This window comes from Ruegeria sp. AM7 (genome assembly GCF_056535965.1).
Window position 1 is genome coordinate 3,421,901 of sequence record NZ_JBQFJE010000003.1, and the last position, 23,686, is coordinate 3,445,586.

A 23,686-nucleotide genomic window follows, 5' to 3' on the forward strand; every position below is an offset into this window, starting at 1 on the left:
CTACGCCCCCATGAAGTTCGGGTGGGGTTCGGTGTAGACCCGATGCTCGCCATGTCCGGAAGTCTGCGAAATGACTTCACCTGATGCATAAATCCTTGGCCCCACGGCCTTACCGCGGTCTATAGCTTTTTGCAGACCAATTGCCGGGCCGCCCGCGTCCCGAACGGTTGTGAACCCACGCCGCAGCATTTTCTCGGCTTCAATTGTGGAAACCGCGCCCCAGTACATCCAGTCAAAGTTGTCCCTCAAATCTGCGACGGGCTCGGTGATTGCCATATGCACGTGAGCATCGATCAAGCCCGGCATCAGTGTTCGACCTCCGCCGTCAATGATCTGAGCATTGGCGACGGCCAACGGTTCTGATGTCACTTCTGCGATCAGATTATCCACGACCAGAACGTTTGCGTTCTCAATTCGCTGTTCATCAACACCGTTAAACACGTGGATGTTGGTAAAGAGGATCGGAAAGCTCTCTTCCTGCGCCAAACCTGGGCCCGCGATTGCCAGACTTGCAGAAAAGGCTGTCGTGGCCACCATGCGTTTGAGTTTCGGCGTCATCGAAGTTCTCCAAATGCGAATCACAGATGGATATTTCTGAATGTGATTTTAGAGTGATCGCCGAGTATTGCCTGACAGTATGGCAGGTTCCGCCAAGCTGATTTGGCATTCTGCAAGCTTTTGGCGCCTTTTTGTGTGTTTTCTGTCTTTCTGTCGTTACCTTCATGATATTTGAGGGCGACATGGGCGCATTTGACCAAAACACAAAGATGGCCTTGCCGTTGGTTCGGGCATCGGTTGCTGCACCCGTGGCCGCTGCTTTGCGCGGCGCCGGTGTTGAACCCTCCTTCGTTCTGGCCTCTCTGGGCGTAAGCGAATCCCAAGTGATGGATCGCCAGAATTTCTTGCCACACGAGACGATCTAAAAAATCCATAAAGCCGCTGCTGATGCAACAGCACCGGGCTTCTGCGCACAAGTTGGTCAATCAATTGACCTTGTTCGGTTTCCCCCGGACAGACCGACGCATTTCTGGCGAGCATTTGGATATAACTACTGCACCGGGTTATGGATTTCAGGTGGGATCCGAGCCAAATCATTTACGGGTAAGCGAACCAGACGTGCTACCTAGGCACTTTCATGGTGTTCAAGCCATCAAGTGCAGCCCACAGGGTTTTTCGATCCGGTTTCCCTCAATCTGGCTGAGCCATCAGTTGCTCTCGGGAACGTTGGAAAACCCGTCAAACCTGACAAGCGTTACCCTCGACCAGCATGCGCCTCAAGACTTCTTAACCGGGCTTCAGGGCCTGATCCGAATTCATCTTGGCGAGCCGGGATTTGGTGTAAACGAACTGTCGCGCCTATGCGGTTTCCACCGGGAGACATTGAACAATCGGCTAGCCCCTTACGGGCAATCGGCCTCTCAGGTCATATCTGGCGTCAAACTGGAAGAAGCAAAGAAGCTGCTGGGTCCGGTAGGGAGGTCCGTTGGTGAGACCGCACTGCGGCTTGGCTACGCAGACTCCACTGCGTTTTCGAGGGCCTTCCGAAAATGGTCTGGAATGTCGTCGTCAGCTTATAGGAATTTGGTGAAGGGGCGGGCCTGACCATCTCGGTGCCAATGTTGATCGAGGTTTTTGTGCTCACCACAAGATTGCACCAATTAGTGGTCTTAAATGCTCGGCAGGAAGATCGCTGAACCAATCCCAAGCAATTGTCAGTAACCTCGCATCCTTCTTGTTGGGCTTGAATTTCGTTGATCGAAGTGCACTTTTGATTGGAAAATAACGATTTTATTTGAGTGGTTTGCACGACGCCGTCGACTTCCCAGCGTCCTGTTCTTTGATCGTGCCGACGGCCTGCGGTTCCGTGAAATAGCTCTTTCGCATCCGTTTGATTCTTCAAAAGGTTGAGCAAACTCTACATTAGAACGAGGGACGATTAGGGTGGCAGATCGCCAGGGGCGCAGCTTTGCTGCGGCTGACTTGTCATGCCATCAGCAGCGAACGGCATAGAACGAGGATCCAAGCGAATTGGCTCCCTTTCCCGCCCAATATTTTACCATGGCTACATTCGCTTGAATGTTTAGGACTCAGCCGTCAGCCTTTTGGCTCCCAACCAGCGTCTTTCATTGCCCGCCCGAGTTCCTCGCCGTGTTTGGGATCAGCGAACAGTCTTTGAAAAAGCAAATCAACGCGACTTTCGGGCCATTCGCGCGAAAGCTTTTTTGACAGGGTCTGCGCTTCGGCGACGTTGCCCAGCATCTGATGTGCCGCCATCAAGTAAGCGACCGAGACGGGCCCAACCGGGCCTCCCTTTTCGGCCACGTGTTCGAAGGTGGATACTGTGCCTTTGTAATCCTTGAGGTGGAACTTTGCAGACCCCATCGCATTTTGAAACACGTATCCCCTCTCTAGATCGATTTTCGAGAGCGCCTCTTTGCTGATGGAAACAACTTGCTCAAATGAGCCCGAATAGAGAAGGATCAGCGAGACGAATTCCAGCACGTGCACATCATTCGGGGCCAAGCGGCGGGCTCTCTCCGCAAAGTCCTTGGCTTCTGGCCAATTGCCTTTGGCGAATTCAACCCACGCCTTGGCAGCTTGGCTCCAACCTGTTTCAGGTGCCTGCTCGAGCGCCATTAGGGCCTGATCGTCTGCGTAGGCAAGCATGTCGCGGGTCAGGTCCGGATCCGGTGTAACCACTGCCATTGTCGCGGCGACCTGGGCAGCTCCGGCATATCCGCCGAAATAACTGGGGTCGTTCTTGATTGCACCTTCGAACATGATCAAAGCTGCGTTCAGCCGTGCGGGCTCCAGGGCAGGAAAAATCAGATCCCGACCTGAATTGGCGAGGTTTACAGCTTCAAGCCGCATTGGGGATGCATCGAAAATGGCGCTGCGCTCATCTGGGCTAAGGCCATCCACCATTGATTGACCCGGTGCGTCCCTTTTGGGCGATGTCAGCATAAGTACCGTTGCGAACCCGACTAGAGCGACAATCCCTGCTGCGCCAATGGCCGGACGATGCCATGCGCGGGCCTTGATATGCGGCGCCACTGGACTTTCAGGCATGCCCCCGCTGGGTACCCTTACTGTTATCTGAGGTGCATACCCCCCCTTGGGTAAGTCGAACAGTGTGTTCTCATTCCGGCCAGCGTCGGCGTAGTACTCTGACAGCTTGCGCCTCAGGCGACCGGCGTCCACGCGTACAACGTTTTCACGGCGCGCCATCTCGGACATCGTTCCCCCATACACATCCATAGCGATGGTCTTCGCCCGGATATCATCGGCTCTGCCCCTCAGAGACTCTTCGACCACATAGATCAGGAAGTCCTGTAGTCGCTGCGAACCTGCAAAGGTGGAAGATTTGACGAGTCGCTGCAGCGCCGCCCGCACATCTTTGGCGTCCGGCGTCTGGCCCTTATTCACAGCCGGTGATGTATTCCCAGATATCTTCATGATTACAGACGGTTAGACCTATGATTAAACCGTATTATGCCCCGATAAACCTTTTGTGAGAAGAAAATTCCGCCAACAGTTTGGGAAACATGTCGATCCAACAAACGAGCGTCAGAATTGAAAGGCTGTTCTCTTGATACAGAATTTCCCGACCACCGATCCGCCATTGCGGATCTTCGGCGCGTGGATGCGGTGTTCGATGAGATCTGCCGTGACTACCAGCTTTTGTGTGCGGAGCATCTGTCAATGAATTCTGAACCTGGAAGTCGGTCATATCAGATTACTTGCGATATCCGCGAAACCCTAAGCGGTCTTCGGGGTGAAATCGCTCAGGCGCTTCGGCGCGCAGGAAAGATGTAATTCAAAAATGGGGAAGGGATACCGATGAAATCACTGTTGCAATATGCTTCGGTCATGGTGCTGATGGCTGGCGCCAGTTTGGCTCAGGACACGCCGCCCATCGTTCATGATGGAGAGTTTCAGTTTCTTCGTGCTCAGTTCGGCGAAGAATGGGACGCTCAGGATGCGGAAATTGAAGAAAAACTTGCCGAGATCCGCGAAGCCAAAGGCGGGCAGCCCCCCAATTTTCTGTATATTTTGATTGACGATGTAAGCTTTGGTCAGATGGGCAACCGGACGATGAACTACGTTACCGGTTTCGATACGCCCAACATCAACGACTTTGCCACGGAAGGTATGTCCTTGATGAGAATGTATACCGAGCCATCCTGCACTCCGACACGAACGGCCATGTTGACCGGTCGTCATCCCGTGCGCGCGGGCGTGGAAGAGGTCAAAGTCGCGCTGGTCGGCGAAGGGCTTGCGGCTGAAGAAGTTACCATCGCTGAAATTCTGAAAGAAAAAGGATACAACACGTCGCATGTCGGGAAGTGGCATCAGGGCGACATCGAGGAAGCTTATCCGCATAATCAGGGTTTTGACTGGGCGGCATTTCCGTTGCATCAGCAGGTCCAGCTTAGCCTGATGACACGGGACGCAATGGTGGCCAACAATATGCTTGGTTTTCATCCGTCGGGGCAGTCCAACCAGTTCCAGTTGGATCAGCGTTTCAAGCCGTACGGGCTTGTAACTGGGGTTGAAGGCCAGGTCGGTGGGATTGCTCGGGAAGTCGACATGGCGCCCGGCGAGGAATGGACACAGGCGAAATATGAAGAAATGAACCTGCGCTACCAGCGTCAGGCATTGGAGCAGTTAGAGCAGTTGGCCGCGCAGGATTCCCCGTTCTTTATGCAATACTGGCCGCTTTACCCGCTGAATTTTGCTTATCCTGACCAAGCCGTTTCAAGAAATGGTGGGTTCCATGCTGACAAGTTGCAGGTTCTGGATGGCTGGATCGGCGAAGTTTTGGACAAACTGGATGAAACGGGTGAGGCGGACAACACCGTTGTCATGATCATGGCTGACAATGGCTTGATGTATCATTACGAGGGTACTTCGGGACTGAACCAGTTGATCTATCGCGGGGGCAAGACCCAACACCTCGAAGGTGGTGTGCGCACGGATGCGTTCATCCGGTGGCCCGGTGCAATTAAGCCGGGCAGCGCGGCGGGCGACATCGTGCATGTCTCGGATCTGTTCACAACCTTCGCGCGTATTGCAGGTGCGACTGACCAAATTCCGCGCGACCGTGTGATTGACGGGATCGACCAGACCGCGCTGTTGCTTGAAGGCGAAGGCAATTCCCGCCGCGACTATGTTTATGTTTACGAAGGGCCGGTATTGCGCTCGGTGGTCAAGCAAGAGTTCAAGATGCATCTGGCTGCCCCCGGTCAACCCGGCGCTGCAGCGCCTGTGTTCAACGTTTACCGCGATCCACGGGAAGAGCATCCGCTTGTCGGGTATTCGTTGTGGTCGGGGGCGTCTTTCCAGGACATGGTAAAGCGTCATCAGAAAACCATTGCCGAATATCCGCATCTGCCGCTTGGAAAAGGTATCCCCTATGAAGGGATCGAGAACCTGCGTCCCGAGAGCGAATTGACCCGAGAGATTTTCGCCAGCTGGCAGTGACAAACGCAGGGCGGTGGCACACTGGCCGCCGCCGTCTCGATCGCCCACAACCGTGTGGTTTAGATGATTGCTCGCCGCTTGGTGGCAGGAGCTCGGCCAGAATAGAGCTCAAGGCACTCAGCTTCTGGAAAGCGGGCACTTGGTCGGTTGGTTATCATCCTCAGGGTGGCAAAACTAACGGCCCCGGTGTTGCCGTTTGCGAAGCGGCAATGATCGGGTGCGCTTCTGATTGCCCGACAATCTGGGCACCAGAGTCGAACAGCGGTTTGAAAGCTAAAAGCGGCTAAATTCCAAGGAAACTTCCATGCAACATCTGCAATTACTCGTTGCCGTGGCGCTTGCGACGGCCCTAGTCTCAACACCTGCGCCTGCTCGCGCTCAATCTTTGCCCCGACTGGGGCAGGATGAGAGGGGGTGGCGACACGCGGCTTCGGTCTTCCTGTTTGCACCCCTGCGTACCACCGGGACATCCACTGTTGCGGGGCAATCAGTAGAGCTTGATCTGGATATCGGAGACGTGCTGGACGTGCTCGAGTTCGCGGCTTCGGGCCGGTATGAGGCATGGAATGGGAACTTTGGGATTATAGTTGACGCCAACTATGTCGGCATAGAGCAGGATACCACATTGCCCAGCCCTTTGGGCGCGCGCCTTGATGTCGATGTACGCCAAAAGTGGTTTAGTGTTCTTGGCGCGTTCCGGGTCATGGACGGCACATATGGTGACAGCAAGAAACGCTATGCAATCGACCTGCAGGGCGGGCTGCGATACAACTCTATTCGCCAGGAAATTGAGCTGACAAACCCAGGTCCGGTAAGCCCACCTGTGTTAGGCGGGGATCAGAATTGGATCGAACCTGTCTTTGGCGCACGTGGCATGTGGCGGCTGAACCAAAAATGGACCGGAATTGCATCGGTTGAGCTTGGCGGCTTCGGTACAGGGGGTAACGACCTCCAAATTGGCGCGAATGTTGGATTCGACTATCAGCCGTGGGAAAACACGGCGCTTACTTTTGGATATCGGTATTTTAGCGTCGACTACAGTGACACGCTGAGTTCCGGAGAATTTGCCTATGACGTCGACCAGCATGGGCCATATTTTGGCATCAAGTATTTCATTCAATAAGCAAGTGCACGACCTTCGCGACTGCGGGGTTTCAGACATGCGTCCTGGAAACGGTAGGGGAGAAACGTTGTTGCCCATACCGAAAAAGGCCCCGGCGTTTCCACCGGGGCCTTCATCATGGGAAAGAGCGATGGATTATTCCGCGTCTTCTTTCTTTTCTTTCTTTTCGGGAACGATCTCTTCACCGGTTTCCTGATCGACCACTTTCATCGACAGGCGCACCTTGCCGCGGTCGTCAAAGCCCAGCAGCTTGACCTTTACTTCCTGACCTTCCTTCAGAACATCCGAGGGATGGTTCAGGCGGCGGTTTTCGATCTGGGACACGTGGACCAGACCGTCGCGCTTGCCAAAGAAGTTCACGAAGGCGCCAAAGTCGACGATCTTGACCACTTTACCGGTGTAGACCTGACCTTCTTCCGGCTCGGCCACGATCGAATAGATCATGTCATAGGCCTTCTGGATCGACTCTCCGTCCGGCGAGGCGATCTTGATCACGCCGTCGTCGTTGATGTCGACCTTGGCACCCGAAACCTCGACGATTTCGCGGATGACCTTACCGCCCGAGCCGATCACTTCGCGGATCTTGTCGGTGGGGATGTTCATGGTCTCGATGCGCGGCGCGTGGACCGAGAATTCGTTGGTCTCGGACAGGGCTTTGCCCATCTCACCCAGGATATGCATCCGGCCGTCCTTGGCTTGCGCCAGGGCTTTCTCCATGATCTCGGGCGTGATGCCCGCAACCTTGATGTCCATCTGCAGCGAGGTGATGCCGTTTTCGGTACCTGCCACTTTGAAGTCCATGTCGCCCAGGTGGTCTTCGTCACCCAGAATGTCGGACAGGATGGCATAATCGCCGTCATCTTCCAGGATCAGACCCATGGCCACACCGGCAACCGGTGCTTTCAGCGGAACGCCCGCATCCATCATCGACAGCGAACCGCCGCAGACCGACGCCATCGAAGACGATCCATTGGATTCGGTGATCTCGGACACGATACGGATCGTGTAGGGGAAGTCGGTCGCCGCAGGCAGAACCGCCTGCAGGGCGCGCCATGCCAGCTTTCCGTGGCCGATCTCACGACGGCCGGGGCCACCAACGCGGCCAACTTCACCAACCGAATACGGAGGGAAGTTGTAGTGCAGCAGGAAGTTCGATTTGAAATTGCCATGCAGCGCGTCGATGAACTGCTCATCATCACCGGTGCCCAGCGTGGTCACGGCCAGCGCCTGCGTTTCACCACGGGTGAACAGGGCCGAACCATGGGTCCGCGGCAGCATCGAGGTTTCTGCAACGATCGAACGGATATCGGTGGTCGAACGACCGTCGATCCGCTTGCCGCCTTTGACGACGTCGCCTCGCAGAATGCCAGCTTCCAGCTTTTTCATCGCAGAACCGAGGTTGCCGTCTTCCAGCTGTTCTTCGGTCAGCGCTTCCTTGATCGCTTCACGGGCAGCGGCAACAGCGGCGGTACGCTCTTGCTTGTCGGTGATCGCGAAGGCGGCGCGCATCTGCTCTTCACCAGCGGCTTTGACTGCGGCGTACAGCTCCGAATAGTCGGGGGCCTGGAAGTCAAACGGCTCTTTCGCGGCGTCTTCGGCCAGCGAGATGATCAAGTCGATGACCGGCTGAATCTGCGCGTGCGCGAAGTTCACCGCGCCCAGCATTTCGGCCTCGGACAGCTCGTAAGCTTCCGATTCCACCATCATCACGGCGTCTTTGGTGCCGGCAACAACCAGATCCAGACGCTGTTCAGGGTTCAGGCGCAGGTCCTGCATGTCGTCGACGGTCGGGTTCAGCACGTATTCACCGTCTTCGAAACCAACACGGGCACCGGCTATCGGGCCCATGAAGGGCGCGCCGGAAATGGTCAGAGCAGCCGAAGCCGCGATCATCGCGACGATGTCGGGATCGTTGACCAGATCGTGGCTCAGCACGGTGCACATCACCAGCACTTCGTTTTTGAAGCCGTCAACAAACAGCGGGCGGATCGGACGGTCGATCAGACGCGCGGTCAGCGTCTCTTTCTCGGTCGGGCGCGCCTCGCGCTTGAAGAAGCCGCCCGGAACCTTACCGGCGGCATAGTATTTTTCCTGATAGTGGACGGTCAGCGGGAAAAAGTCCTGACCGGGTTTTTGCGCCCGTGCAAAGGTCACGTTTGCCATGACGCTGGTTTCGCCCAGCGTGGCAATCACGCTGCCGTCGGCCTGACGGGCAACCTTGCCGGTTTCCAGTGTCAGCGTCTCTTCGCCCCACTGCATTGATTTCTTCGTTACATCAAACATATGCGTATCCTAGAACGGAGCACTCCCGCCCCTGCGGGTCTCCGGTTTGCATGGCGGCCCCATTGCCGCCGACCCCATTTATCTTCCATTCGAGTGCCAGGGTCAGGGCACAACGTCTCAGATACCCGCGCGCATACATGAGATTGCGCACGAAGGGAAGGGAAACCGCACAAAGGCATTGCCTTGCCGCAACTAAGCTAAGCCCGTTTAATACCTCTGGCGGGATTTCCGCAAAGCTTGCAGATCCGTCGATCTGTCTTCTTGGCGCGAACGCTGGGCATTTTTGTCGTCGAACTTCAAAAGAGCCAAAGCCGTGATCGACCAGATCCAGGCGTTAAGCCAGAGCAGTGCTGCCAGTGACGCAACCCCCTTAAGAATGAGCTCAAGCTCAAATGGCGGCAGGGTTAGGGTGAAAATCAAAGAGATCACGGACAAGATCAGGGGAAGCAGCGCGTAAAGCAAGGACAACAGTTCAAAGTAGAAGATCGGAAAGATAGACAAGAAGAAGACGCAAAACAGGGGGATGAAACTGCGTCCGAAACCACTGAAGAATCCGGGGCTGGCAAAACCATGCCCGGCAGCTCGGGCCGCGTTTGCCAATGGAACGGCCATCAGAGCGTAGACCGCTGATACGGTAATCGTAGACACAACAATCTTGCCAAGCAGCGTGTAGATACCAAAGGCGAACAGTTCGTCTTCGGTGAAAGACTTAAGCGCTGACAATGACAAGGGCTCGCCAATTTTCCATAGGGAAAATCCGACCGCCGCGTAGCTTGTGATCACATTCATCACGGCCAAAACGGCGATGAAAAACAAACCATACAAGATTGCAAAAGCGATTAGGTTCTTGAAATCTGTACGGTGCCGATCGCCGGTCAAAGCCAGAGCGGCGCGAATGCCAATCATACTGATGAAAGCGGTTGTGATGCCTTCGCTGATATACTGGGAAAGTCCGAGGGTCATGATGCCAAGACCAAACCAAACGGGAACGGACAAAACGAACACTATTAACACCGGAAAGATCATGCGCAACGTTAAGGGGACCGACAGCAGCAAAGACTTAAAGATCAGCGTCATGGGGTAAAACCTATTAAAATCAAAAAACTATATGGGTAGAAATCTACTAGAGGGAGAGCGTTTTGCAAGGTCGCTCTGGCATCAATAACATTCTTAAATACGAATGCGTTTTGCGAAAAAGTGATTGCAGTGTAGGCTGTTAGCACTGAACCCGCGGTCGAAAAGACGGAACGACGCCAAGGGGGTACAATATTCTTGTCCGTCAGCCGACCGACTACCTTGGCGTTTGCACCTAGCGGACAGAGGGGCTTCGAATGGCTCAAACCAAGAAAATGCTGGATCCCGATCCAAGGATCTATGACTTTGAAACAGAATACGAATTGGGGCAGGACAACGTTCGCCCGTTCGGTCTGGATATACACAATCCGGTCTTTTTGATCTCAAGCATCCTGATCTTTGCGTTCGTCCTGATCGCTCTGGCCAACCAAGAGGCAGCCGCAACGTTTTTTGGGTGGCTCAGGCCATGGCTAACCAGCACGTTTGACTGGTTCCTTGTCTTGTCGGTAGACGCCATAACCTTGTTCTGTCTGGTGTTGATCGTTCTGCCTGTGGGCAGTGTGCGGATCGGCGGCAAGGACGCCAAGCCAGACTATTCCTATGCCGGATGGATCGCGATGATGTTCGCGGCCGGTATTGGTATCGGCCTGCTGTTTTTTGGCGTGATGGAGCCGGTTTATTACAACTTCGCCGAGGGCGGCAACGCCGTACCGCTGGGCATTGATATCGCTGTGCCGGGCAATGAATACGCGGGCGTTGTGGGTACGATCCACCACTGGGGTCTGGAAGGCTGGGCAGTTTACGCTGCTGTGGGCCTGAGCCTTGCGATCTTTGCCTATAATCTGGACCTGCCGTTGACCCTACGGTCGGCCTTCTACCCGATCCTCGGCGAACGCGTCTGGGGCTGGTGGGGTCACATCATCGATACTTTGGCGGTGTTTGCCACGCTGTTCGGCCTGACCACATCCCTGGGTCTGGGTGCGCAGCAGGTTGCAGCCGGGTTGAATGAGGTGTTCGGCATCGAACCCAGTCCGACCGTCACGGTCCTGCTGATCATCGGCATCACGCTGATCGCTCTGGGCTCGGTCCTGATGGGCATGGATGCGGGTGTCAAACGGCTGAGTGAGATCAATATGATCATGGCCGTTGGCCTGTTCCTGTTTGTGATCGTTGTCACCGGTGTCGGAACCGCCATTGCGCGGTATTTCAACGTCATGGTGGATTACGTGACGCACCTACCGGCCTTGTCCAACCCGTTCGGGCGTGAAGATACCAGTTACTTCCACGGTTGGACGACCTTCTACTGGGCGTGGTGGATTGCGTGGTCTCCGTTCGTGGGCATGTTCATCGCCCGCATCTCCAAGGGTCGCACGGTGCGCGAGTTCATCCTGTGTGCGCTGCTGGCACCTACTGCAGTCTGCGCGCTTTGGATGTCGACCTTTGGCGGAGCGGCTATCGACATGCTGAACGCAGGCGGCGCAGAAGGCGTCCGCGCCACGGTGATCGACAGCTATGCCCCCGAAGGCGCACTGTTCGGTTTCCTGAAAGAGTTGCCGTTGTATTCGATCGTGGCCCCCATCGCACTGGTTCTGATCGTGGTGTTCTTTGTCACCTCGTCGGACTCTGGCTCGCTGGTGATCGACACGATCACGGCGGGCGGCAAGATGGATGCGCCAGTGATCCAGCGCGTATTCTGGTGTACGCTTGAAGGTCTGGTTGCGATTGCTCTGTTGCTGGGCGGTGGACTGTCGGCCCTGCAGGGCGCGGCGGTGTCAACCGGTATCCCGTTCACGCTGGTCGTTCTGATGATGTGCTACTGCTTGTGGCTGGCACTGAAGTCGGAAAGGGCGAAGATGTAGGTATCAGACCTTTTGCAAGTGAAACGCCCGCCAAAAGGCGGGCGTTTTATTGAACCTGAGATGTCACGGGCATCGGTGGCCAGCAACGCAAGTTCCATCCTCCTCCATGATCACGGTGGAGTGCCCAGGAGAACCGCCAGGCATTGGCACGCCAGTCGAAATTATGAAGCGAACGCTGTGCCCTCCGTTGAGTCCCGCAGGAAATCTTGGGATTGGCTCGACGATCTTGAAATAGCCGTCGGGCGTCTGAGTCAGTGCGCCCTGCTTTGCCAATTGCAGCAGTCCGGCTTGTTGCGGCAACACGTCATACGGTATTGCTTCGGTCGAAGCCAAAACCCCATCCGGGTCAAATTCCACAATGCCACCCGGATAATAACGCAGTAACATCTTCTGCAGTTTGCGTTCTAAACTGCCAGCCTGTTTCGTGTCCGGCGGGTCCAGCACCTGAACGCCTTCATCCGTCACCAAATAGCGCCTGCTGTTCTTCACAATCGTCAGCCCATTAGAACTGCCTGAGCCCGACTTGACGCCTGTATGCTGACCGGATGGCAACCGAATTTCGCCAAGTTTTCCAAAGCCGAACACATGGTCAATATTTCGTTTCAGTTTTGATGACACCATCCCTTTGGCAGCGATGGCGTCGCCTGAAGCGCTGTCTCTGAAATATTTGGGCAAACATCTTTTGCCGGGCTCAAAATGCAAAACGTCCTTTTTCAGACCGGCGACACCTACGCCGCGTGCACCCCGTGGCGCGACAAACCGTTCTACCCGGTCCGTGTCGCCGGTGACTTTCCAAACGATCGGGTCGAACGTGGTGGCCAGAATGTAAAGCGGTGTTTCGCCGTCCTCGATATGAATTTCTGCAGCCGAAGTTTCCCGGTCCAACCCGGCGACCGCGACGTTTGATATGGCATAACCTTCATACCCACCGAGCAGAATGATCTCTGCGTTGGCAGTTGGTTTGGGAAATTCGCACAATTGTGCCGGTTGTGCCTGTTGCCCGCGAATGTTTGCTGGCGGGATGAGGTTTGGGGAAACTTCGGCGTTGGCGATTTGTTCCACGACAATTGCGATTTCATCCGGTGTGACTTTGCCGTCTTTGTTCGCATCGAACTGCAGTACAGCTTCGATCCGGTGCTGCGTCTTCGGAGACGGCAGTGACGATGACATCGCATTTTGCCAAAGCTCGGTCAGCGACAGGCTTCCGTCGCGGTCCCGGTCCGATGTTGCAAGGACAGTCTGGAGCAATACCGATTGGTTGGCGTTCAGAAAAGGCGTTTGTCGTTCGATTTCGGCGGCAGAAATCGCCATATCGGCATCCAAATCAAAGGCCAGAACGTTTCGCAAAAGATTTGCGCGGCGTCCAGCCTCATTCATAGCAGCGTGAACTTCTATGGCTTCGCGGGTCAGCTCGCCACTGGGCGCATATTGGAACAGTTGTCGAATTGTCTGTTCGGTAAAACCTCTTGGATCTCGAGTGATCTGATCAATGGTCTTTTGTGTCAGATCCAATTGCGAAACTTTTGGCTCTTCTGATTGGGCGGCAACACTCTGAGCCATTGCGCTTGCCAAAACGACAGAGCAAAGAAATTTAAAATTTTTCATAAGATTTAATCCTGAAAAAACATCGGCTTTAAATTTGGTAAATTTTTTTTAGTCTCAGTCTATAAACCTGTATCGTCACATGAAAATGGTTAATCAATGGTTAGTAATTTTGAACGGGTGTCACTCGTATCCGATTCAGTAGTTGCCCAAGACAAGAAGCAAAAAAAACGCCCGCCAAGCTGGCGAGCGTTAAACCGGGCAACCGGTTTCAAATCTGGCACAAAAAGCGCTTAGCGGCGGATGCCCAGCTTTTTGATCAGGTCCTGATAACGGGCCTCTTCCTTGCCTTTCAGGTAGTCCAGCAGTTTACGGCGCTGGGCGACCATTTTCAGCAGACCACGACGACCGTGGTTGTCTTTTTTGTGGGTCTTGAAGTGCTCGGTCAGGGTGGTGATGCGCGAGGTCAGGATAGCAACCTGGACTTCAGGCGAACCGGTGTCGCCTTCTTTGGTTGCGAATTCTTTCATGACGCGTGCTTTTTCAGCGGCAGTAATCGACATCGGGGTCTCCTTGTAAAAGGTTAAAGTTGATGGCGCAGGCCGGGATGTCGTCCAGCACAGGCCCATGGAGAAAACCGCACCGATTCCGATGCGGATGCGCGCGTATAGGCGGTATTGGGGGAAATGGCAAAGAGATTCTGTGACGCTCAGCCCTGTGTCATTTGACCCAGTGCGTTCAGCTGCGCCAGATCTCCTTCGGCGATCAGCTGGATATCATCGGGGGTCAGCCCCTCGGCCTTTAGCAGCTGAGCAATGGTCTGGCCGTTGATCGTGACGTTGGTCAGACTGTCATCCTCGGTATCCGGTTTGATCTGAATGTCGGGGTCTTCCTCACCCTCCCACGAGATCAGCAGCTTGTCCTCACCCGGTTGGAAGTCCATGACAGTGACGGCGGCGTCATCTTCTTCGGGCGTGATCACGATGTCATCCTCGCCTTCGCCGCCGGTGACGATATCCCCGCTTTCGGCCAGAATCGTGTCATCTCCTGCGCCGCCATTGAGGAAATCAACCGCATCCTCATCCGCGCCATCCTGCCCGGTCAGCACGTCATCGCCATCGCCACCAAACAGAACGTCCTCACCTGCGCCACCGTCAAGATGATCGTCCCCATATCCCCCATGCAGCGCATCATCGCCCGCATCCCCGGTCAGAGTGTCATCGTCCTGCCCGCCGTAAAGCTCGTCCTCGCCATCGCCGCCTGTCAGGGTGTCATCACCGAAATGACCAAACAGCGTGTCGTCGCCCTGATCACCAGAAAGCTGGTCGTCGCCGTCCTCACCATGCAGCACGTCGTCATCAAGGCCGCCCGTGATAATGTCATCCCCTTTGCCGCCGTGCAGCACATCTTCGCCCGCGCCGCCGATGATGGTGTCGTCGCCTTCATACCCGTTGATCTGATCGTCGCCGTCCTGCCCGGTCAGAAGGTCGGTATCTTCGGACCCGGCAATGATCAGATTGCCGTCCTGCTCCGAAAGCACCGTTCCGGTCGAGATTTCCGAGGTTTCAGGGGCGTCAGCATTCTCATCCACGTCCAGCAGGTTGCCCTCGGACAGATCGGTGGGTTCGTCTTCTTGGATGTCGTCCTCTTCGACCTCTTCCTCGGGCTCAAACACATCGCTGATTGCATAGGCCGCACCGCCCATGGCGGCCAGACCGAGTAGTCCGATCAAGAACATGGCAACCCTCCGTGAACGCAGTTCTCCGAGGATGATTTATCCTATTTTCGTAAGGCTTTGGTCAAAGGCAGGTTGGACTCGTGGTTAACTGTTTGTCACCACGGTTCGGGCTGCTGGGTATAGGCGATGTACAGAGGGTGCTTTGGATGCCCCGCCTTGGTCAGCCCCAGATGGAACAGCGGCTGGCCGGTGCCGCGCAGCAGCGCTTCGACCGCCGGGCCGCGATCCAGATGTGCGCCATGGGTGCCCCATGCGGCGATGACCTGATCGGCCCATTCGACACCGTCCAGAATGGCGGCGTCATTTGCAGGGCCCACCGGATCGGCGGCGGCGCGCATCTTGCGGGGGTCGGTGTCGCGCCAGGCAAAGATATTCGTCACCTGAAACGCGCCAAACCCCAGCGCCCGCGCGCGGCGTTCGCAGCGCTCAACCGTGGGGTCGTTCTGTACCTCGGTCGCGGTGGAGGGGTTCAGCATCACAAACAGCGCCTTGCGCCCGCCTGCATCCCAGACGCGGGTCAAGCTATAGCGATACATCTCGCAATCGGAATAGACGGCGGTCGAGGGCGCATCGCCCTTGGTATGCGTTCGGGTGATCATGCCCCCGCCTAACACGGGTTTCAGACGACGAACACCCGGCTGGGGTGCAATTCGCCGGATTTATAAATGCCCACTGCTACGGCTTTGCCTTCGAGCGAGGCCCAAGCCTCGTCGCCATATTCCACGTCGCTAGCCAGCACCATGCCCGGATTGCCATTGCGCAGGCGGGTGGCGCCCTCGGGCGTGCATTTCAGCTCGGGCAGGTCGGCGAGGCCGGTTTCCAGCGGGTGCAGATACGCGTCCAGCGCCTCGGTCTTGGCCATCTCGTCGATCTGGTCGATGGACAAGCCATCTTCGACCTCAAACGGGCCGGACCAGATGCGACGCAGCTCTTTGACATGGCCGTGGCATCCCAAAGCGGCACCCAGATCGCGGGCGATGGAGCGGACATAGCCGCCTTTGCCGCAGGTCATCTCAAGCATCACGTGATCGGCGTCGGGACGGTCCACAAGGATCAGTTCCTCAACCCACAGGGGCCGGGCAGACAGTTCCACATCCTCGCCATCGCGGGCCAGTTTATAGGCGCGCTGGCCGTCGATTTTCACGGCGGAGAACTTGGGCGGCACCTGCATGATGTCGCCCAGAAACGGGGCCAGCGCCTGTTTGATATCGTCATCCGAAGGGCGCGCATCGCTTTGCGCAATCACCTCGCCCTCGGCATCGTCGGTGTTGGTGGCCTGACCCAGACGCACGGTGAAGGTGTAGGCTTTCAACGCGTCGGTGATGTAGGGAACGGTCTTGGTCGCCTCACCCAAAGCCACGGCCAGAACGCCGGTTGCCTCGGGATCCAGCGTGCCCGCATGGCCTGCCTTTTTCGCGTCCATCGCCCACCGCACCTTGTTGACCACAGCGGTTGAGGTCATGCCCGCAGGCTTGTCCACCACCAGCCAACCGGAAATGTCGCGGCCCTTGCGTTTGCGTCCCATATCACACCTTGATTCATGCTAAGGCGCGCGGGGTAGCGGATCACATGGGCGCTGTCAATTTACGGGTGCGCTTTCGACCACACCCACGATCGGCCCCAGCGAGAACCCGATATCCGAGCGGCCCTCGGCCCGGTCATACATGCGCGAGATATTGCCGTCGAAGAACAGCGCGTTGGGCGTTTTCAGCACGTCCCGAAACAGGCTGCCAAACTCGTAGAAGGTGACGTAGTCGTCCGAGATCACAAATACCGCGCGGGTGCCATCCTCGCTGGTGCCCACCCCGTTGCGCACAAACAGAGAGGTCGAGTCGGGCAGGAAGCGCGGGTGCAGCTCTCCGTCGATCACCAGCATGGGGCCGGATTGGGTGGCAAAGCGGCAGTTGGGCGCTTGATCGACATAGTCCAGCGTTTCGAACACATCAGCGCGGCCCTCGCGGATGCAGAATACCCCATTGGGTAGAAGGCCGAAATTGCCGGGGCCGGGGTTTGAAATGACGCGCATCTGTTCCTGCCCGTCCTCGACATAATGACCCACGGGCGAACGATCGTCGTGATACATGCCCGCATTCATCGCAAAGGCCAGACGTTCACCGCCGGGAGCCAACGCCTCATTTACCGAGGAGAAATGCCCCAAAAGGTCGCCATTGTCGTCGTTCAGAAATAAGCGCAGGTCTTCATTGCCGGCGTCCACTTCGCAAACAGTATAGCGCTTGTCGTCGTGGGTGACTTTCTCACAGCTCACCGCGCCAGCCTGCGCGGCCCACAGGAACGCGCCCAATGTGGCCAGCGTGCGGATCACTCGTCCAGATCGCGGCGCACCGCGTCCTGTTCGAACATGCGGCGGGTGTCGTCCAGACGGTCGAACGTGTCATCCAGACGGAACCGCAGATCGGGTGAAAACTTCAGGTTCAGCTTCTTGCCGATCATACGCCGCAATTCGCCCTTATTGCGGGCCAGCAGCTCGATCACGTCCTCTTGGCCTTTACCGCCCAAGGGCAGAACATAGGCGGTGGCGATCTTCAGATCAGGTGAGGTGCGCACCTCACCCACAGTGATTGACATGCGGTTCAGGTCGGGATCGTGGACATCTCCGCGCGCCAGAACCTCGGACAGGGTGCGGCGGATCAGTTCGCCGACACGCAGCTGTCGTTGGGACGGGCCGGGGCCATCGTGGAATTTGTTCTTTGCCATGACTTCGATCTAAGCCCAAATCCCACCTTTGCCAAGCGGGCGCGAACCGGGTAGGAGGCTTTGAGCCGATTGCAATGAGGGAAGCAAGCCATGACCCATATTCCGGGGATCGTCATCACAGGGGCTTCGGGCCGTATGGGGCAGATGCTGATCAAGACAGTGACGGACAGTGATCAGGCGCGTCTGGTCGGTGTGGTCGAGCGCGCGGGCCATGACTGGATCGGCGAGGACGTGGGAACCGCCATGGGTGGCCCCGCGCTGGGCGTCACAGTTACCGATGATCCGCTTGAGGCATTTGCGCAGGCGCAGGCGGTGATCGACTTCACCGCGCCCGAGGCAACGCTGGAGTTCGCCGCGCTGGCTGCGCAGGCACGTTGCGTGCACGTAATCGGCACTACGGGCATGACGGATGAACAGATTGCGGCGCTGGAGCCTGCGTCGCGCCACGCGGTGATCGTGCGGGCCGGCAATATGAGCCTTGGGGTCAACCTGCTGGTGCAGCTGACCAAAAAGGTCGCCGCCGCACTGGACGAGGATTTCGATATCGAGGTCATCGAGGGCCACCACCACCACAAGGTCGATGCGCCCTCGGGCACGGCGCTGATGCTGGGTGAGGCCGCCGCCGAGGGGCGCGGGGTCAACTTGGCTGACGTATCCGACCGGGGCCGCGATGGCATCACCGGGGCGCGCAAACGGGGTGATATCGGTTTTCACGCCGTTCGCGGTGGAGACATCGTGGGCGAGCACGATGTCTTATTCGCCGCGCCGGGAGAGCGTATCGTGCTGCGCCATCTGGCCACTGACCGCGCGATATTCGCCCGTGGCGCGCTGAAAGCGGCACTGTGGGGGCAGGGAAAAACGCCGGGTCAGTATGACATGGTGGATGTGCTGGGCCTCTGAGCCATAGACGCAGAGACCAGTGGCGCTATGGTCAGCTTATGCGAACCGTGAAATCTCGCGCAGTTCTGGGCCTGCTGCTGGTGGTGTTCTATCTGACGCTGCTGCCTTTCGTGGTACATGGTTTTAGCATGATCCGTGTCGGGCTGTCTGAAGACGCGGCGCAGCAAAGCTATTTGTTTGCAGACGGGCAGGGCGTCGGCAATACGGCCATGCTGGTGCACATATTCGCCGGGACCGTATTGGTTGCGCTTGTTCCGTTGCAAGTGCTGCCGGGCTTGCGACAGAAATACACTCGTTTCCATCGCATTCTGGGCCGAGTGCTAGTCACGCTTGCTCTGATCACGGGTTTGGCCGGGATGACCTATATCCCCCTGCGCGGCACGATCGGAGGCCCGGTCATGTCGGCAGCCTTTTTCCTCTATGGTCTGTGCCTGTTCACTGCTGGGCTGATGGTGGCCCGCATGGCGCTGACCCGTAACCGTGCGGGCCACTGGACCTGGGGCCTGCGGCTGTTCTGGCTGGCCTTGGGGTCGTGGCTCTACCGTGTGCACTACACGCTATGGTATCTGCTGACCGGAGGGGCAGGGTCCGAGCCCGATTTCTCGGGCCCGTTCGATCTGATCCAGAATTTTGCTTTTTTCTTGCCTTACTTACTGGCTGTGCAGGTTTGGATCAACGCGCGGCGCGCAAACCATGCAGGACGTTTGCCCTCAGTCGCTTGACACTTGGACCTAGCCCAAATGGCGATCGACCATCCGCTGTATCATCGGGGCGAAATGCGCGAAATCAGGGGTTTCCATGTCGGCGCGCTTACCGGCCTCGTCCAGGTAGCGGACCTGAATGATCTCTTTCAGGTTGGGGTTTGCTTCGAATGCGGCCACCTCCTCGGCGCTCATGGGGCCACCCTGCAATTCCAGCGTATGAACTGAGGCTGCCGACAGCCGGTCGAAATATTCGGGCTTGGTGGCACACAGATATCGTTTGGCCGCCACGTGATAGCGGCAGCAATCGGTGATGACCGAGGGGAAGAACTGCTCCAACACCTCTGCGCCAGCGTCCTCATGATGGCGATCTTCGGTGTCGTCGGGATGATAGGTGCCAAACTCGGATGTGAAATGCCCGATATCGTGCAGCAGGGCGCCGATGATGATTTCTTCAGGCTGGCCATTTTGTTCCGCGATGGTTGCGCCTTGCAGCATGTGCTCGGCCATGGTGACGGGTTCGCCGAGATATTCTTCGCCACCGCGGCGGTCGAAGATATCACCGATGAACGCCACGATATTGTCGCGGGTCAGGGTCGAGAAATCGGGTTTCATTCCGCCGCCTCCGGTTGCGCCATCTCCATCGCGGCCAGTGTGGACAGCAGCCCATCCTTGTCGGCATAGCACCCCTGCAGCCAGCGCGACCCCGTACCGGAATAGCCGAGCCGCGCGTGCAGGACACGGGTGTTGTCGACGATGAAGCTCTCACCCGGTTCCAGTTTGAAGGACACACCCATGGCCGGGTCGTCGATGATGTCACCCAGTTGACGATAGGCGGCATAGTACGCCTCCATCCGGTCAAACGGGATGTCTACGAAGGGCGCAGAGGAGCGGTTGTTGAACCGGATGCTGACCAATTCGCCATCCGGTGACAGTTCGACCATCGGGCGACGGGACCGCAGGCAGACGCCGTCTTCGCCCTTGTATTCGAACCGCGCCGGGTATCCGGCCAGCAGGGCAAAGCCGTCGGGGTTCTGATCGCGCAGCTTTTCGGCGGCGCGGAAGCCGTCCACCACGATGGAATCGCCGCCCGCAGCGCTGTTTTCCAGACAATACAGAATCTGCAGCGTCGGCACCGGATCGCGATAGGGGTTGTCGGTATGGGCCTGCAGCCCCAGCCCGGTATAGGCAAGGTTGGTCGGGTTCACCTCGGTCCGGACCTCGAAATAGGGGCCGTAGTTGGTTTCGCGCACATAGCCGAATAGATCGGCCACCTGCAGCAGCGATTCCGGTTCGGTCGGGCCACCGGTCAGCTTGGCAAAGCCGAACTCTGTCACGGCGGCCAGCCAGTCGCGCTTGGCGGCGGGGTCGGCGTGGACTGCGCTCCAATCCGCGCTGGGCGGGGTCAGAGTGCTGTCCCAAGTGGTGAGGCCGGGGGCGATGCGGCCCATCTGTTGTGCCGGATCGCGGTCATAGATGTGATCGGCCAGCCAGGGGGCGGGGAAGGTCACCGTCTTGCCTTCGGGCTGGAAGGTGACGCTCAGGTCTCCGTTCACGATTTCGGCCGCGCTGACCGAAAGATCGGCGGGAATGTCCCCGATGGTGATCAGGCGCTGACCATTGCCCGGCGCGCGGGTGTCGGGGTCCAGCGCATTGTCGCGCAGCCAGATGGCGTGAAAACGCGCTTGTGTGCCATCGGCAAATTCAACAGTCACGATCTGGGTGGTGTGAGTGGCGGTGCGCAGCATGGGGTCTCTCCTGTTCGGCGCGGGCTATGGTTGAGGAGATACGCCCCTCGTGGCATTAACACAATTAAACCTTATTGCGACTGAGAGCAGGAAAATCTTATGGCTCGGAAAAAGATCGGATTGCCGCCTCTGGACTGGTTGCGCGTGTTCGAAGCTGCCGGTCGGCTGGGCGGGTTCTCTGCGGCGGCCCGGGAATTCGGGCTGACACAGGCGGCGGTGAGCCAGCGGATCGCAAATCTGGAATCGTGGCTGGGCCGGACCCTGTTTGTGCGTGAGGCGCGCGGCGTGTCGCTGACCGTCGAAGGCGAAAGCTATTTGCCGCTGGTGCAGGACAGTTTGCAGGCGCTGGAGCGCAACACCGAGGATTTGTTCGGCAAAGCCCCGCGTGAGCTGCGCGTGGCGGGGCTGTCCTCCGGTATCCATGCGCTTGTGGTGCCGGCGATCCCCCGGTTTCAGCAACTGCGTCCCAAAGTGCGGGTGATGACGGATTCAATCGCTCGGCGCTTGTCGCTGGACGAAGAACGCACATGGCTGCAGATCCGTTACGGGCGCGGCACGTGGCCGGGGCGTGAGGCGAAGCGGATCGCGCCCGAGGTGCTGGTGCCCATGGCCGCGCCGGGCGTGGAGTGGGGAGCCCCCCTGATCGACCTGCGGGGGGAGCGGCCCGCCTGGCGTGATTGGGCGCGCAAGACTGGCCATGACGATCTGCCGCCCTCGGGGATCAGCTTTGATTCGATGGAACACGCCTTGTCGGCGGCGCGGCAGGGGCTGGGGGTGGCGCTGGGGTCCGAACCTCTGGCGCAGGCCGATCTGCAGGCCGGGCGCTTGCGGCGTCTGGACCTGCCCGCGCTGAACACGAAAGACGGCTATTGGCTGACATGGCCCGAGGATCGGGCGAAATCCAAAAAACAACGCGCGTTGATTGCCGATTTCCTGGCCGCGCTGCGGGGTTGAGTGATCAGAAGTCGATTGCGATGCCCTTCTTTTCCCAATCACCATAGCGGGCGGGGTCGGGGCCGTCGCGGCCACCCAGTTCCTTGGGCTGCTCTTTCGCCTCGGCTGCGGCCTTGCGGCGGCGGTCCTCGGCCTCGGCCAGAGCGCGTTGGGCGGCGGGCGGCAGGTCTGTGCGGTCGTCGCTCATGAGATCGGGTTCCTTTCCGTTCCATGGCTTGATATACGCCCCCGTCCGCGTTTGGCAATGCGGGCGCGGGTCAAATCAGAGGCGGTTCCATGTCCGACAACGCAACAGCCGCGCGGCGCAGCGCGATCTATCTGCTGGATCAGATATTGGGCGAGGGGCGTCTGCTGTCCGAATGTCTGGCCGCAGGTGCCTTGGACCGGCTGGACCGCGAAGACCGCGCCCGCGCACAGCGCCTGACGCTGGAAACCCTGCGCGGGCTGGAACGCGCCGACCGTCTGCTGGACAACCACCTGAATCGCACGCCCGCGCTGACCGTCCACAATGCTCTGCGTCTTGGCGCGGTTGAGTTGTGCCACGGAGAGGCCGCGCATGGTGTGGTGAATTCGATGGTCGAGATTGTCGGTCGGTCGCGCAAACATGGCCGCCTCAAGGGTCTGGTGAACGCGGTGCTGCGCAAGGTGGCCGCTGAAGGGCCCGAGGCATGGCCCAAGATGCGCGTTCCTCGACTGCCCGAATGGCTGCGCGACCCGCTGACCATGGCTTGGGGCCCTGATGCCATCACCGGAATGGAACAGGCGCATTTCGCAGGCGCGCCGCTGGATATCACCGTCAAACCCGGCGCCGATGGTCCCGGTGAGGCGCTGCCTACGGGCTCGCGACGGGTGCAGGATGCGGGGCAGGTCTCGACCTTGCCGGGGTTCGACAATGGCGATTGGTGGGTACAGGATGCTGCTGCAGCTATCCCCGTTCAGGTGCTTGCACCGAAGGCCGGAGAGAACATACTGGACCTCTGCGCGGCCCCCGGTGGGAAAACCATGCAGATTGCCGCGGCCGGAGCGAAGGTGACAGCGCTTGATGTGTCGGATTCTCGATTAGAACGTGTGCGCGAGAATCTCCAACGAACGGGGCTGAAAGCCAAGGTCATCGCTGGTGACGCGCTAGAGCATCAGGGCCAATACGATGCGATCCTGTTGGACGCGCCCTGTTCGGCAACCGGTACCATCCGCCGCCACCCGGACCTGCCCTTTGCCAAGGACGGCTCCGAATTTGGCGGATTGATCGAATTGCAGGCGCAGATGCTGGCCCATGCTTGGGGCCTGCTTAGACCCGGCGGGCGGCTGGTTTACTGCACCTGCTCCCTGCTGCCGGACGAGGGTGAGGTTCAGATCGAAGAAGCGATGGGTCTTTTCCCGGACATGAAGGTCGAGCGCGAGGCGCTGGACATTGCTGGGGTCGACAAGGATTGGATCACCGAAGAAGGTGGCCTGCGCCTGCGGCCTGACTATTGGGCGGATCGGGGTGGTATGGATGGTTTCTATATCGCGTGCCTGAACAAATCTGCCTGATGCGACGCTTTTCGATGACATGACGCGCGACG

Annotated in this window: 23 protein-coding genes; 9 read left to right on the forward strand and 14 right to left on the reverse strand. The window is 58.0% G+C overall.

Annotated features, from left to right (window positions below):
* On the reverse strand, positions 1-558 hold the full coding sequence (locus ACR3EG_RS21020) for an amidohydrolase family protein (RefSeq protein ID WP_480498349.1): 558 nt from the start codon (positions 556-558) through the stop codon (positions 1-3).
* A 182-nt stretch (positions 559-740) separates the two neighbouring features.
* Here ACR3EG_RS21020 and ACR3EG_RS21025 point away from each other — a divergent pair, with 182 nt between their 5' ends.
* Both ACR3EG_RS21025 and ACR3EG_RS21030 read left to right on the forward strand, forming a co-directional pair.
* Positions 741-923: a hypothetical protein gene (locus ACR3EG_RS21025; protein ID WP_480498347.1), complete on the forward strand. Its 183-nt coding sequence runs from the start codon at positions 741-743 to the stop codon at positions 921-923.
* Between the two features lie 22 nt (positions 924-945).
* Complete coding sequence (locus ACR3EG_RS21030) at positions 946-1,602, forward strand: helix-turn-helix domain-containing protein (RefSeq protein WP_480498345.1); 657 nt, start codon at positions 946-948, stop codon at positions 1,600-1,602.
* A gap of 492 nt (positions 1,603-2,094) precedes the next feature.
* Here ACR3EG_RS21030 and ACR3EG_RS21035 read toward each other — a convergent pair whose 3' ends face one another.
* The gene (locus ACR3EG_RS21035; protein ID WP_480498343.1) at positions 2,095-3,426 is read right to left on the reverse strand and encodes a tetratricopeptide repeat protein; all 1,332 of its coding nucleotides are present in this window, start codon (positions 3,424-3,426) and stop codon (positions 2,095-2,097) included.
* A gap of 414 nt (positions 3,427-3,840) precedes the next feature.
* Between ACR3EG_RS21035 and ACR3EG_RS21040 the strand changes: the two genes are divergently transcribed.
* Together ACR3EG_RS21040 and ACR3EG_RS21045 are read left to right on the forward strand one after the other, a co-directional pair.
* Positions 3,841-5,484 carry a sulfatase-like hydrolase/transferase gene (locus tag ACR3EG_RS21040; RefSeq protein WP_480498339.1) on the forward strand — a complete coding sequence of 548 codons (1,644 nt, stop codon included), beginning with the start codon at positions 3,841-3,843 and terminating at the stop codon, positions 5,482-5,484.
* Between the two features lie 304 nt (positions 5,485-5,788).
* Positions 5,789-6,607 (forward strand): outer membrane protein, encoded by an 819-nt coding sequence (locus ACR3EG_RS21045; RefSeq protein WP_480498337.1) that lies wholly within the window; start codon positions 5,789-5,791, stop codon positions 6,605-6,607.
* Positions 6,608-6,742: 135 nt separating this feature from the next.
* Here the strand turns inward: ACR3EG_RS21045 and pnp are convergent, their stop codons facing one another.
* Together pnp and ACR3EG_RS21055 are read right to left on the reverse strand one after the other, a co-directional pair.
* The gene (gene pnp, locus ACR3EG_RS21050) at positions 6,743-8,890 is read right to left on the reverse strand and encodes a polyribonucleotide nucleotidyltransferase (RefSeq protein WP_480498335.1); all 2,148 of its coding nucleotides are present in this window, start codon (positions 8,888-8,890) and stop codon (positions 6,743-6,745) included.
* A 207-nt stretch (positions 8,891-9,097) separates the two neighbouring features.
* The gene (locus ACR3EG_RS21055) at positions 9,098-9,967 is read right to left on the reverse strand and encodes a hypothetical protein (RefSeq protein WP_480498333.1); all 870 of its coding nucleotides are present in this window, start codon (positions 9,965-9,967) and stop codon (positions 9,098-9,100) included.
* A 254-nt stretch (positions 9,968-10,221) separates the two neighbouring features.
* Here ACR3EG_RS21055 and ACR3EG_RS21060 point away from each other — a divergent pair, with 254 nt between their 5' ends.
* A complete protein-coding gene (locus tag ACR3EG_RS21060; RefSeq protein WP_480498331.1) occupies positions 10,222-11,823 on the forward strand; it encodes a BCCT family transporter in 1,602 nt (533 codons plus the stop codon).
* A gap of 63 nt (positions 11,824-11,886) precedes the next feature.
* On the opposite strand, the gene ACR3EG_RS21065 is transcribed toward ACR3EG_RS21060, so the two are convergent.
* The 7 genes from ACR3EG_RS21065 to rbfA all read right to left on the reverse strand — a co-directional run bounded on the left by ACR3EG_RS21065 (position 11,887) and on the right by rbfA (position 17,818).
* The gene (locus ACR3EG_RS21065; RefSeq protein ID WP_480498329.1) at positions 11,887-13,383 is read right to left on the reverse strand and encodes an EF-hand domain-containing protein; all 1,497 of its coding nucleotides are present in this window, start codon (positions 13,381-13,383) and stop codon (positions 11,887-11,889) included.
* Positions 13,384-13,658: 275 nt separating this feature from the next.
* Positions 13,659-13,928: a 30S ribosomal protein S15 gene (gene rpsO / locus ACR3EG_RS21070; RefSeq protein WP_039528663.1), complete on the reverse strand. Its 270-nt coding sequence runs from the start codon at positions 13,926-13,928 to the stop codon at positions 13,659-13,661.
* A gap of 146 nt (positions 13,929-14,074) precedes the next feature.
* The gene (locus ACR3EG_RS21075; protein ID WP_480498327.1) at positions 14,075-15,103 is read right to left on the reverse strand and encodes a calcium-binding protein; all 1,029 of its coding nucleotides are present in this window, start codon (positions 15,101-15,103) and stop codon (positions 14,075-14,077) included.
* Positions 15,104-15,198: 95 nt separating this feature from the next.
* Positions 15,199-15,702: a DUF1643 domain-containing protein gene (locus ACR3EG_RS21080; RefSeq protein ID WP_480498325.1), complete on the reverse strand. Its 504-nt coding sequence runs from the start codon at positions 15,700-15,702 to the stop codon at positions 15,199-15,201.
* A gap of 20 nt (positions 15,703-15,722) precedes the next feature.
* Entirely contained in the window at positions 15,723-16,628 is a 906-nt protein-coding gene (gene truB / locus ACR3EG_RS21085; RefSeq protein ID WP_480498323.1) for a tRNA pseudouridine(55) synthase TruB, read from the reverse strand.
* 54 nt (positions 16,629-16,682) lie between these two features.
* Positions 16,683-17,426 carry a phosphodiester glycosidase family protein gene (locus tag ACR3EG_RS21090; RefSeq protein ID WP_480498321.1) on the reverse strand — a complete coding sequence of 248 codons (744 nt, stop codon included), beginning with the start codon at positions 17,424-17,426 and terminating at the stop codon, positions 16,683-16,685.
* On the reverse strand, positions 17,423-17,818 hold the full coding sequence (gene rbfA, locus ACR3EG_RS21095) for a 30S ribosome-binding factor RbfA (RefSeq protein WP_170353683.1): 396 nt from the start codon (positions 17,816-17,818) through the stop codon (positions 17,423-17,425). Before rbfA ends, ACR3EG_RS21090 begins: the two co-directional genes overlap by 4 nt.
* 90 nt (positions 17,819-17,908) lie before the next feature.
* On the opposite strand from rbfA, the gene dapB reads away from it, so the two are divergent.
* Entirely contained in the window at positions 17,909-18,718 is an 810-nt protein-coding gene (gene dapB / locus ACR3EG_RS21100) for a 4-hydroxy-tetrahydrodipicolinate reductase (RefSeq protein ID WP_480498319.1), read from the forward strand.
* A gap of 47 nt (positions 18,719-18,765) precedes the next feature.
* Positions 18,766-19,440: a DUF2306 domain-containing protein gene (locus ACR3EG_RS21105; RefSeq protein WP_480498317.1), complete on the forward strand. Its 675-nt coding sequence runs from the start codon at positions 18,766-18,768 to the stop codon at positions 19,438-19,440.
* Between the two features lie 9 nt (positions 19,441-19,449).
* Here ACR3EG_RS21105 and tmpB read toward each other — a convergent pair whose 3' ends face one another.
* On the reverse strand, positions 19,450-20,034 hold the full coding sequence (gene tmpB, locus ACR3EG_RS21110) for a (R)-1-hydroxy-2-trimethylaminoethylphosphonate oxygenase (protein WP_480498315.1): 585 nt from the start codon (positions 20,032-20,034) through the stop codon (positions 19,450-19,452).
* On the reverse strand, positions 20,031-21,167 hold the full coding sequence (gene tmpA / locus ACR3EG_RS21115) for a 2-trimethylaminoethylphosphonate dioxygenase (protein WP_480498313.1): 1,137 nt from the start codon (positions 21,165-21,167) through the stop codon (positions 20,031-20,033). The genes tmpB and tmpA overlap by 4 nt, the downstream gene beginning before the upstream one ends.
* 99 nt (positions 21,168-21,266) lie before the next feature.
* Here tmpA and ACR3EG_RS21120 point away from each other — a divergent pair, with 99 nt between their 5' ends.
* Positions 21,267-22,121, forward strand: a complete 855-nt coding sequence (locus tag ACR3EG_RS21120; protein ID WP_480498312.1) for a LysR family transcriptional regulator — start codon at positions 21,267-21,269, stop codon at positions 22,119-22,121.
* A gap of 4 nt (positions 22,122-22,125) precedes the next feature.
* On the opposite strand, the gene ACR3EG_RS21125 is transcribed toward ACR3EG_RS21120, so the two are convergent.
* The gene (locus ACR3EG_RS21125; RefSeq protein ID WP_480498310.1) at positions 22,126-22,308 is read right to left on the reverse strand and encodes a DUF1674 domain-containing protein; all 183 of its coding nucleotides are present in this window, start codon (positions 22,306-22,308) and stop codon (positions 22,126-22,128) included.
* 89 nt (positions 22,309-22,397) lie between these two features.
* Between ACR3EG_RS21125 and ACR3EG_RS21130 the strand changes: the two genes are divergently transcribed.
* A complete protein-coding gene (locus ACR3EG_RS21130) occupies positions 22,398-23,654 on the forward strand; it encodes an RsmB/NOP family class I SAM-dependent RNA methyltransferase (protein WP_480498308.1) in 1,257 nt (418 codons plus the stop codon).
* Positions 23,655-23,686 lie beyond the last annotated feature (32 nt).

What these genes read in the sequence shown, in the direction of transcription:
- ACR3EG_RS21020 (WP_480498349.1), bottom strand. Translation starts at nt 558, where the DNA reads ATGACGCCGAAACTCAAACGCATGGTGGCCACGACAGCCTTTTCTGCA.
- ACR3EG_RS21025 (WP_480498347.1), top strand. Translation starts at nt 741, where the DNA reads ATGGGCGCATTTGACCAAAACACAAAGATGGCCTTGCCGTTGGTTCGG.
- ACR3EG_RS21030 (WP_480498345.1), top strand. Translation starts at nt 946, where the DNA reads ATGCAACAGCACCGGGCTTCTGCGCACAAGTTGGTCAATCAATTGACC.
- ACR3EG_RS21040 (WP_480498339.1), top strand. Translation starts at nt 3,841, where the DNA reads ATGAAATCACTGTTGCAATATGCTTCGGTCATGGTGCTGATGGCTGGC.
- ACR3EG_RS21045 (WP_480498337.1), top strand. Translation starts at nt 5,789, where the DNA reads ATGCAACATCTGCAATTACTCGTTGCCGTGGCGCTTGCGACGGCCCTA.
- pnp (WP_480498335.1), bottom strand. Translation starts at nt 8,890, where the DNA reads ATGTTTGATGTAACGAAGAAATCAATGCAGTGGGGCGAAGAGACGCTG.
- ACR3EG_RS21055 (WP_480498333.1), bottom strand. Translation starts at nt 9,967, where the DNA reads ATGACGCTGATCTTTAAGTCTTTGCTGCTGTCGGTCCCCTTAACGTTG.
- ACR3EG_RS21060 (WP_480498331.1), top strand. Translation starts at nt 10,222, where the DNA reads ATGGCTCAAACCAAGAAAATGCTGGATCCCGATCCAAGGATCTATGAC.
- ACR3EG_RS21065 (WP_480498329.1), bottom strand. Translation starts at nt 13,383, where the DNA reads ATGGCTCAGAGTGTTGCCGCCCAATCAGAAGAGCCAAAAGTTTCGCAA.
- rpsO (WP_039528663.1), bottom strand. Translation starts at nt 13,928, where the DNA reads ATGTCGATTACTGCCGCTGAAAAAGCACGCGTCATGAAAGAATTCGCA.
- ACR3EG_RS21075 (WP_480498327.1), bottom strand. Translation starts at nt 15,103, where the DNA reads ATGTTCTTGATCGGACTACTCGGTCTGGCCGCCATGGGCGGTGCGGCC.
- ACR3EG_RS21080 (WP_480498325.1), bottom strand. Translation starts at nt 15,702, where the DNA reads ATGATCACCCGAACGCATACCAAGGGCGATGCGCCCTCGACCGCCGTC.
- truB (WP_480498323.1), bottom strand. Translation starts at nt 16,628, where the DNA reads ATGGGACGCAAACGCAAGGGCCGCGACATTTCCGGTTGGCTGGTGGTG.
- rbfA (WP_170353683.1), bottom strand. Translation starts at nt 17,818, where the DNA reads ATGGCAAAGAACAAATTCCACGATGGCCCCGGCCCGTCCCAACGACAG.
- dapB (WP_480498319.1), top strand. Translation starts at nt 17,909, where the DNA reads ATGACCCATATTCCGGGGATCGTCATCACAGGGGCTTCGGGCCGTATG.
- tmpB (WP_480498315.1), bottom strand. Translation starts at nt 20,034, where the DNA reads ATGAAACCCGATTTCTCGACCCTGACCCGCGACAATATCGTGGCGTTC.
- tmpA (WP_480498313.1), bottom strand. Translation starts at nt 21,167, where the DNA reads ATGCTGCGCACCGCCACTCACACCACCCAGATCGTGACTGTTGAATTT.
- ACR3EG_RS21120 (WP_480498312.1), top strand. Translation starts at nt 21,267, where the DNA reads ATGGCTCGGAAAAAGATCGGATTGCCGCCTCTGGACTGGTTGCGCGTG.
- ACR3EG_RS21125 (WP_480498310.1), bottom strand. Translation starts at nt 22,308, where the DNA reads ATGAGCGACGACCGCACAGACCTGCCGCCCGCCGCCCAACGCGCTCTG.
- ACR3EG_RS21130 (WP_480498308.1), top strand. Translation starts at nt 22,398, where the DNA reads ATGTCCGACAACGCAACAGCCGCGCGGCGCAGCGCGATCTATCTGCTG.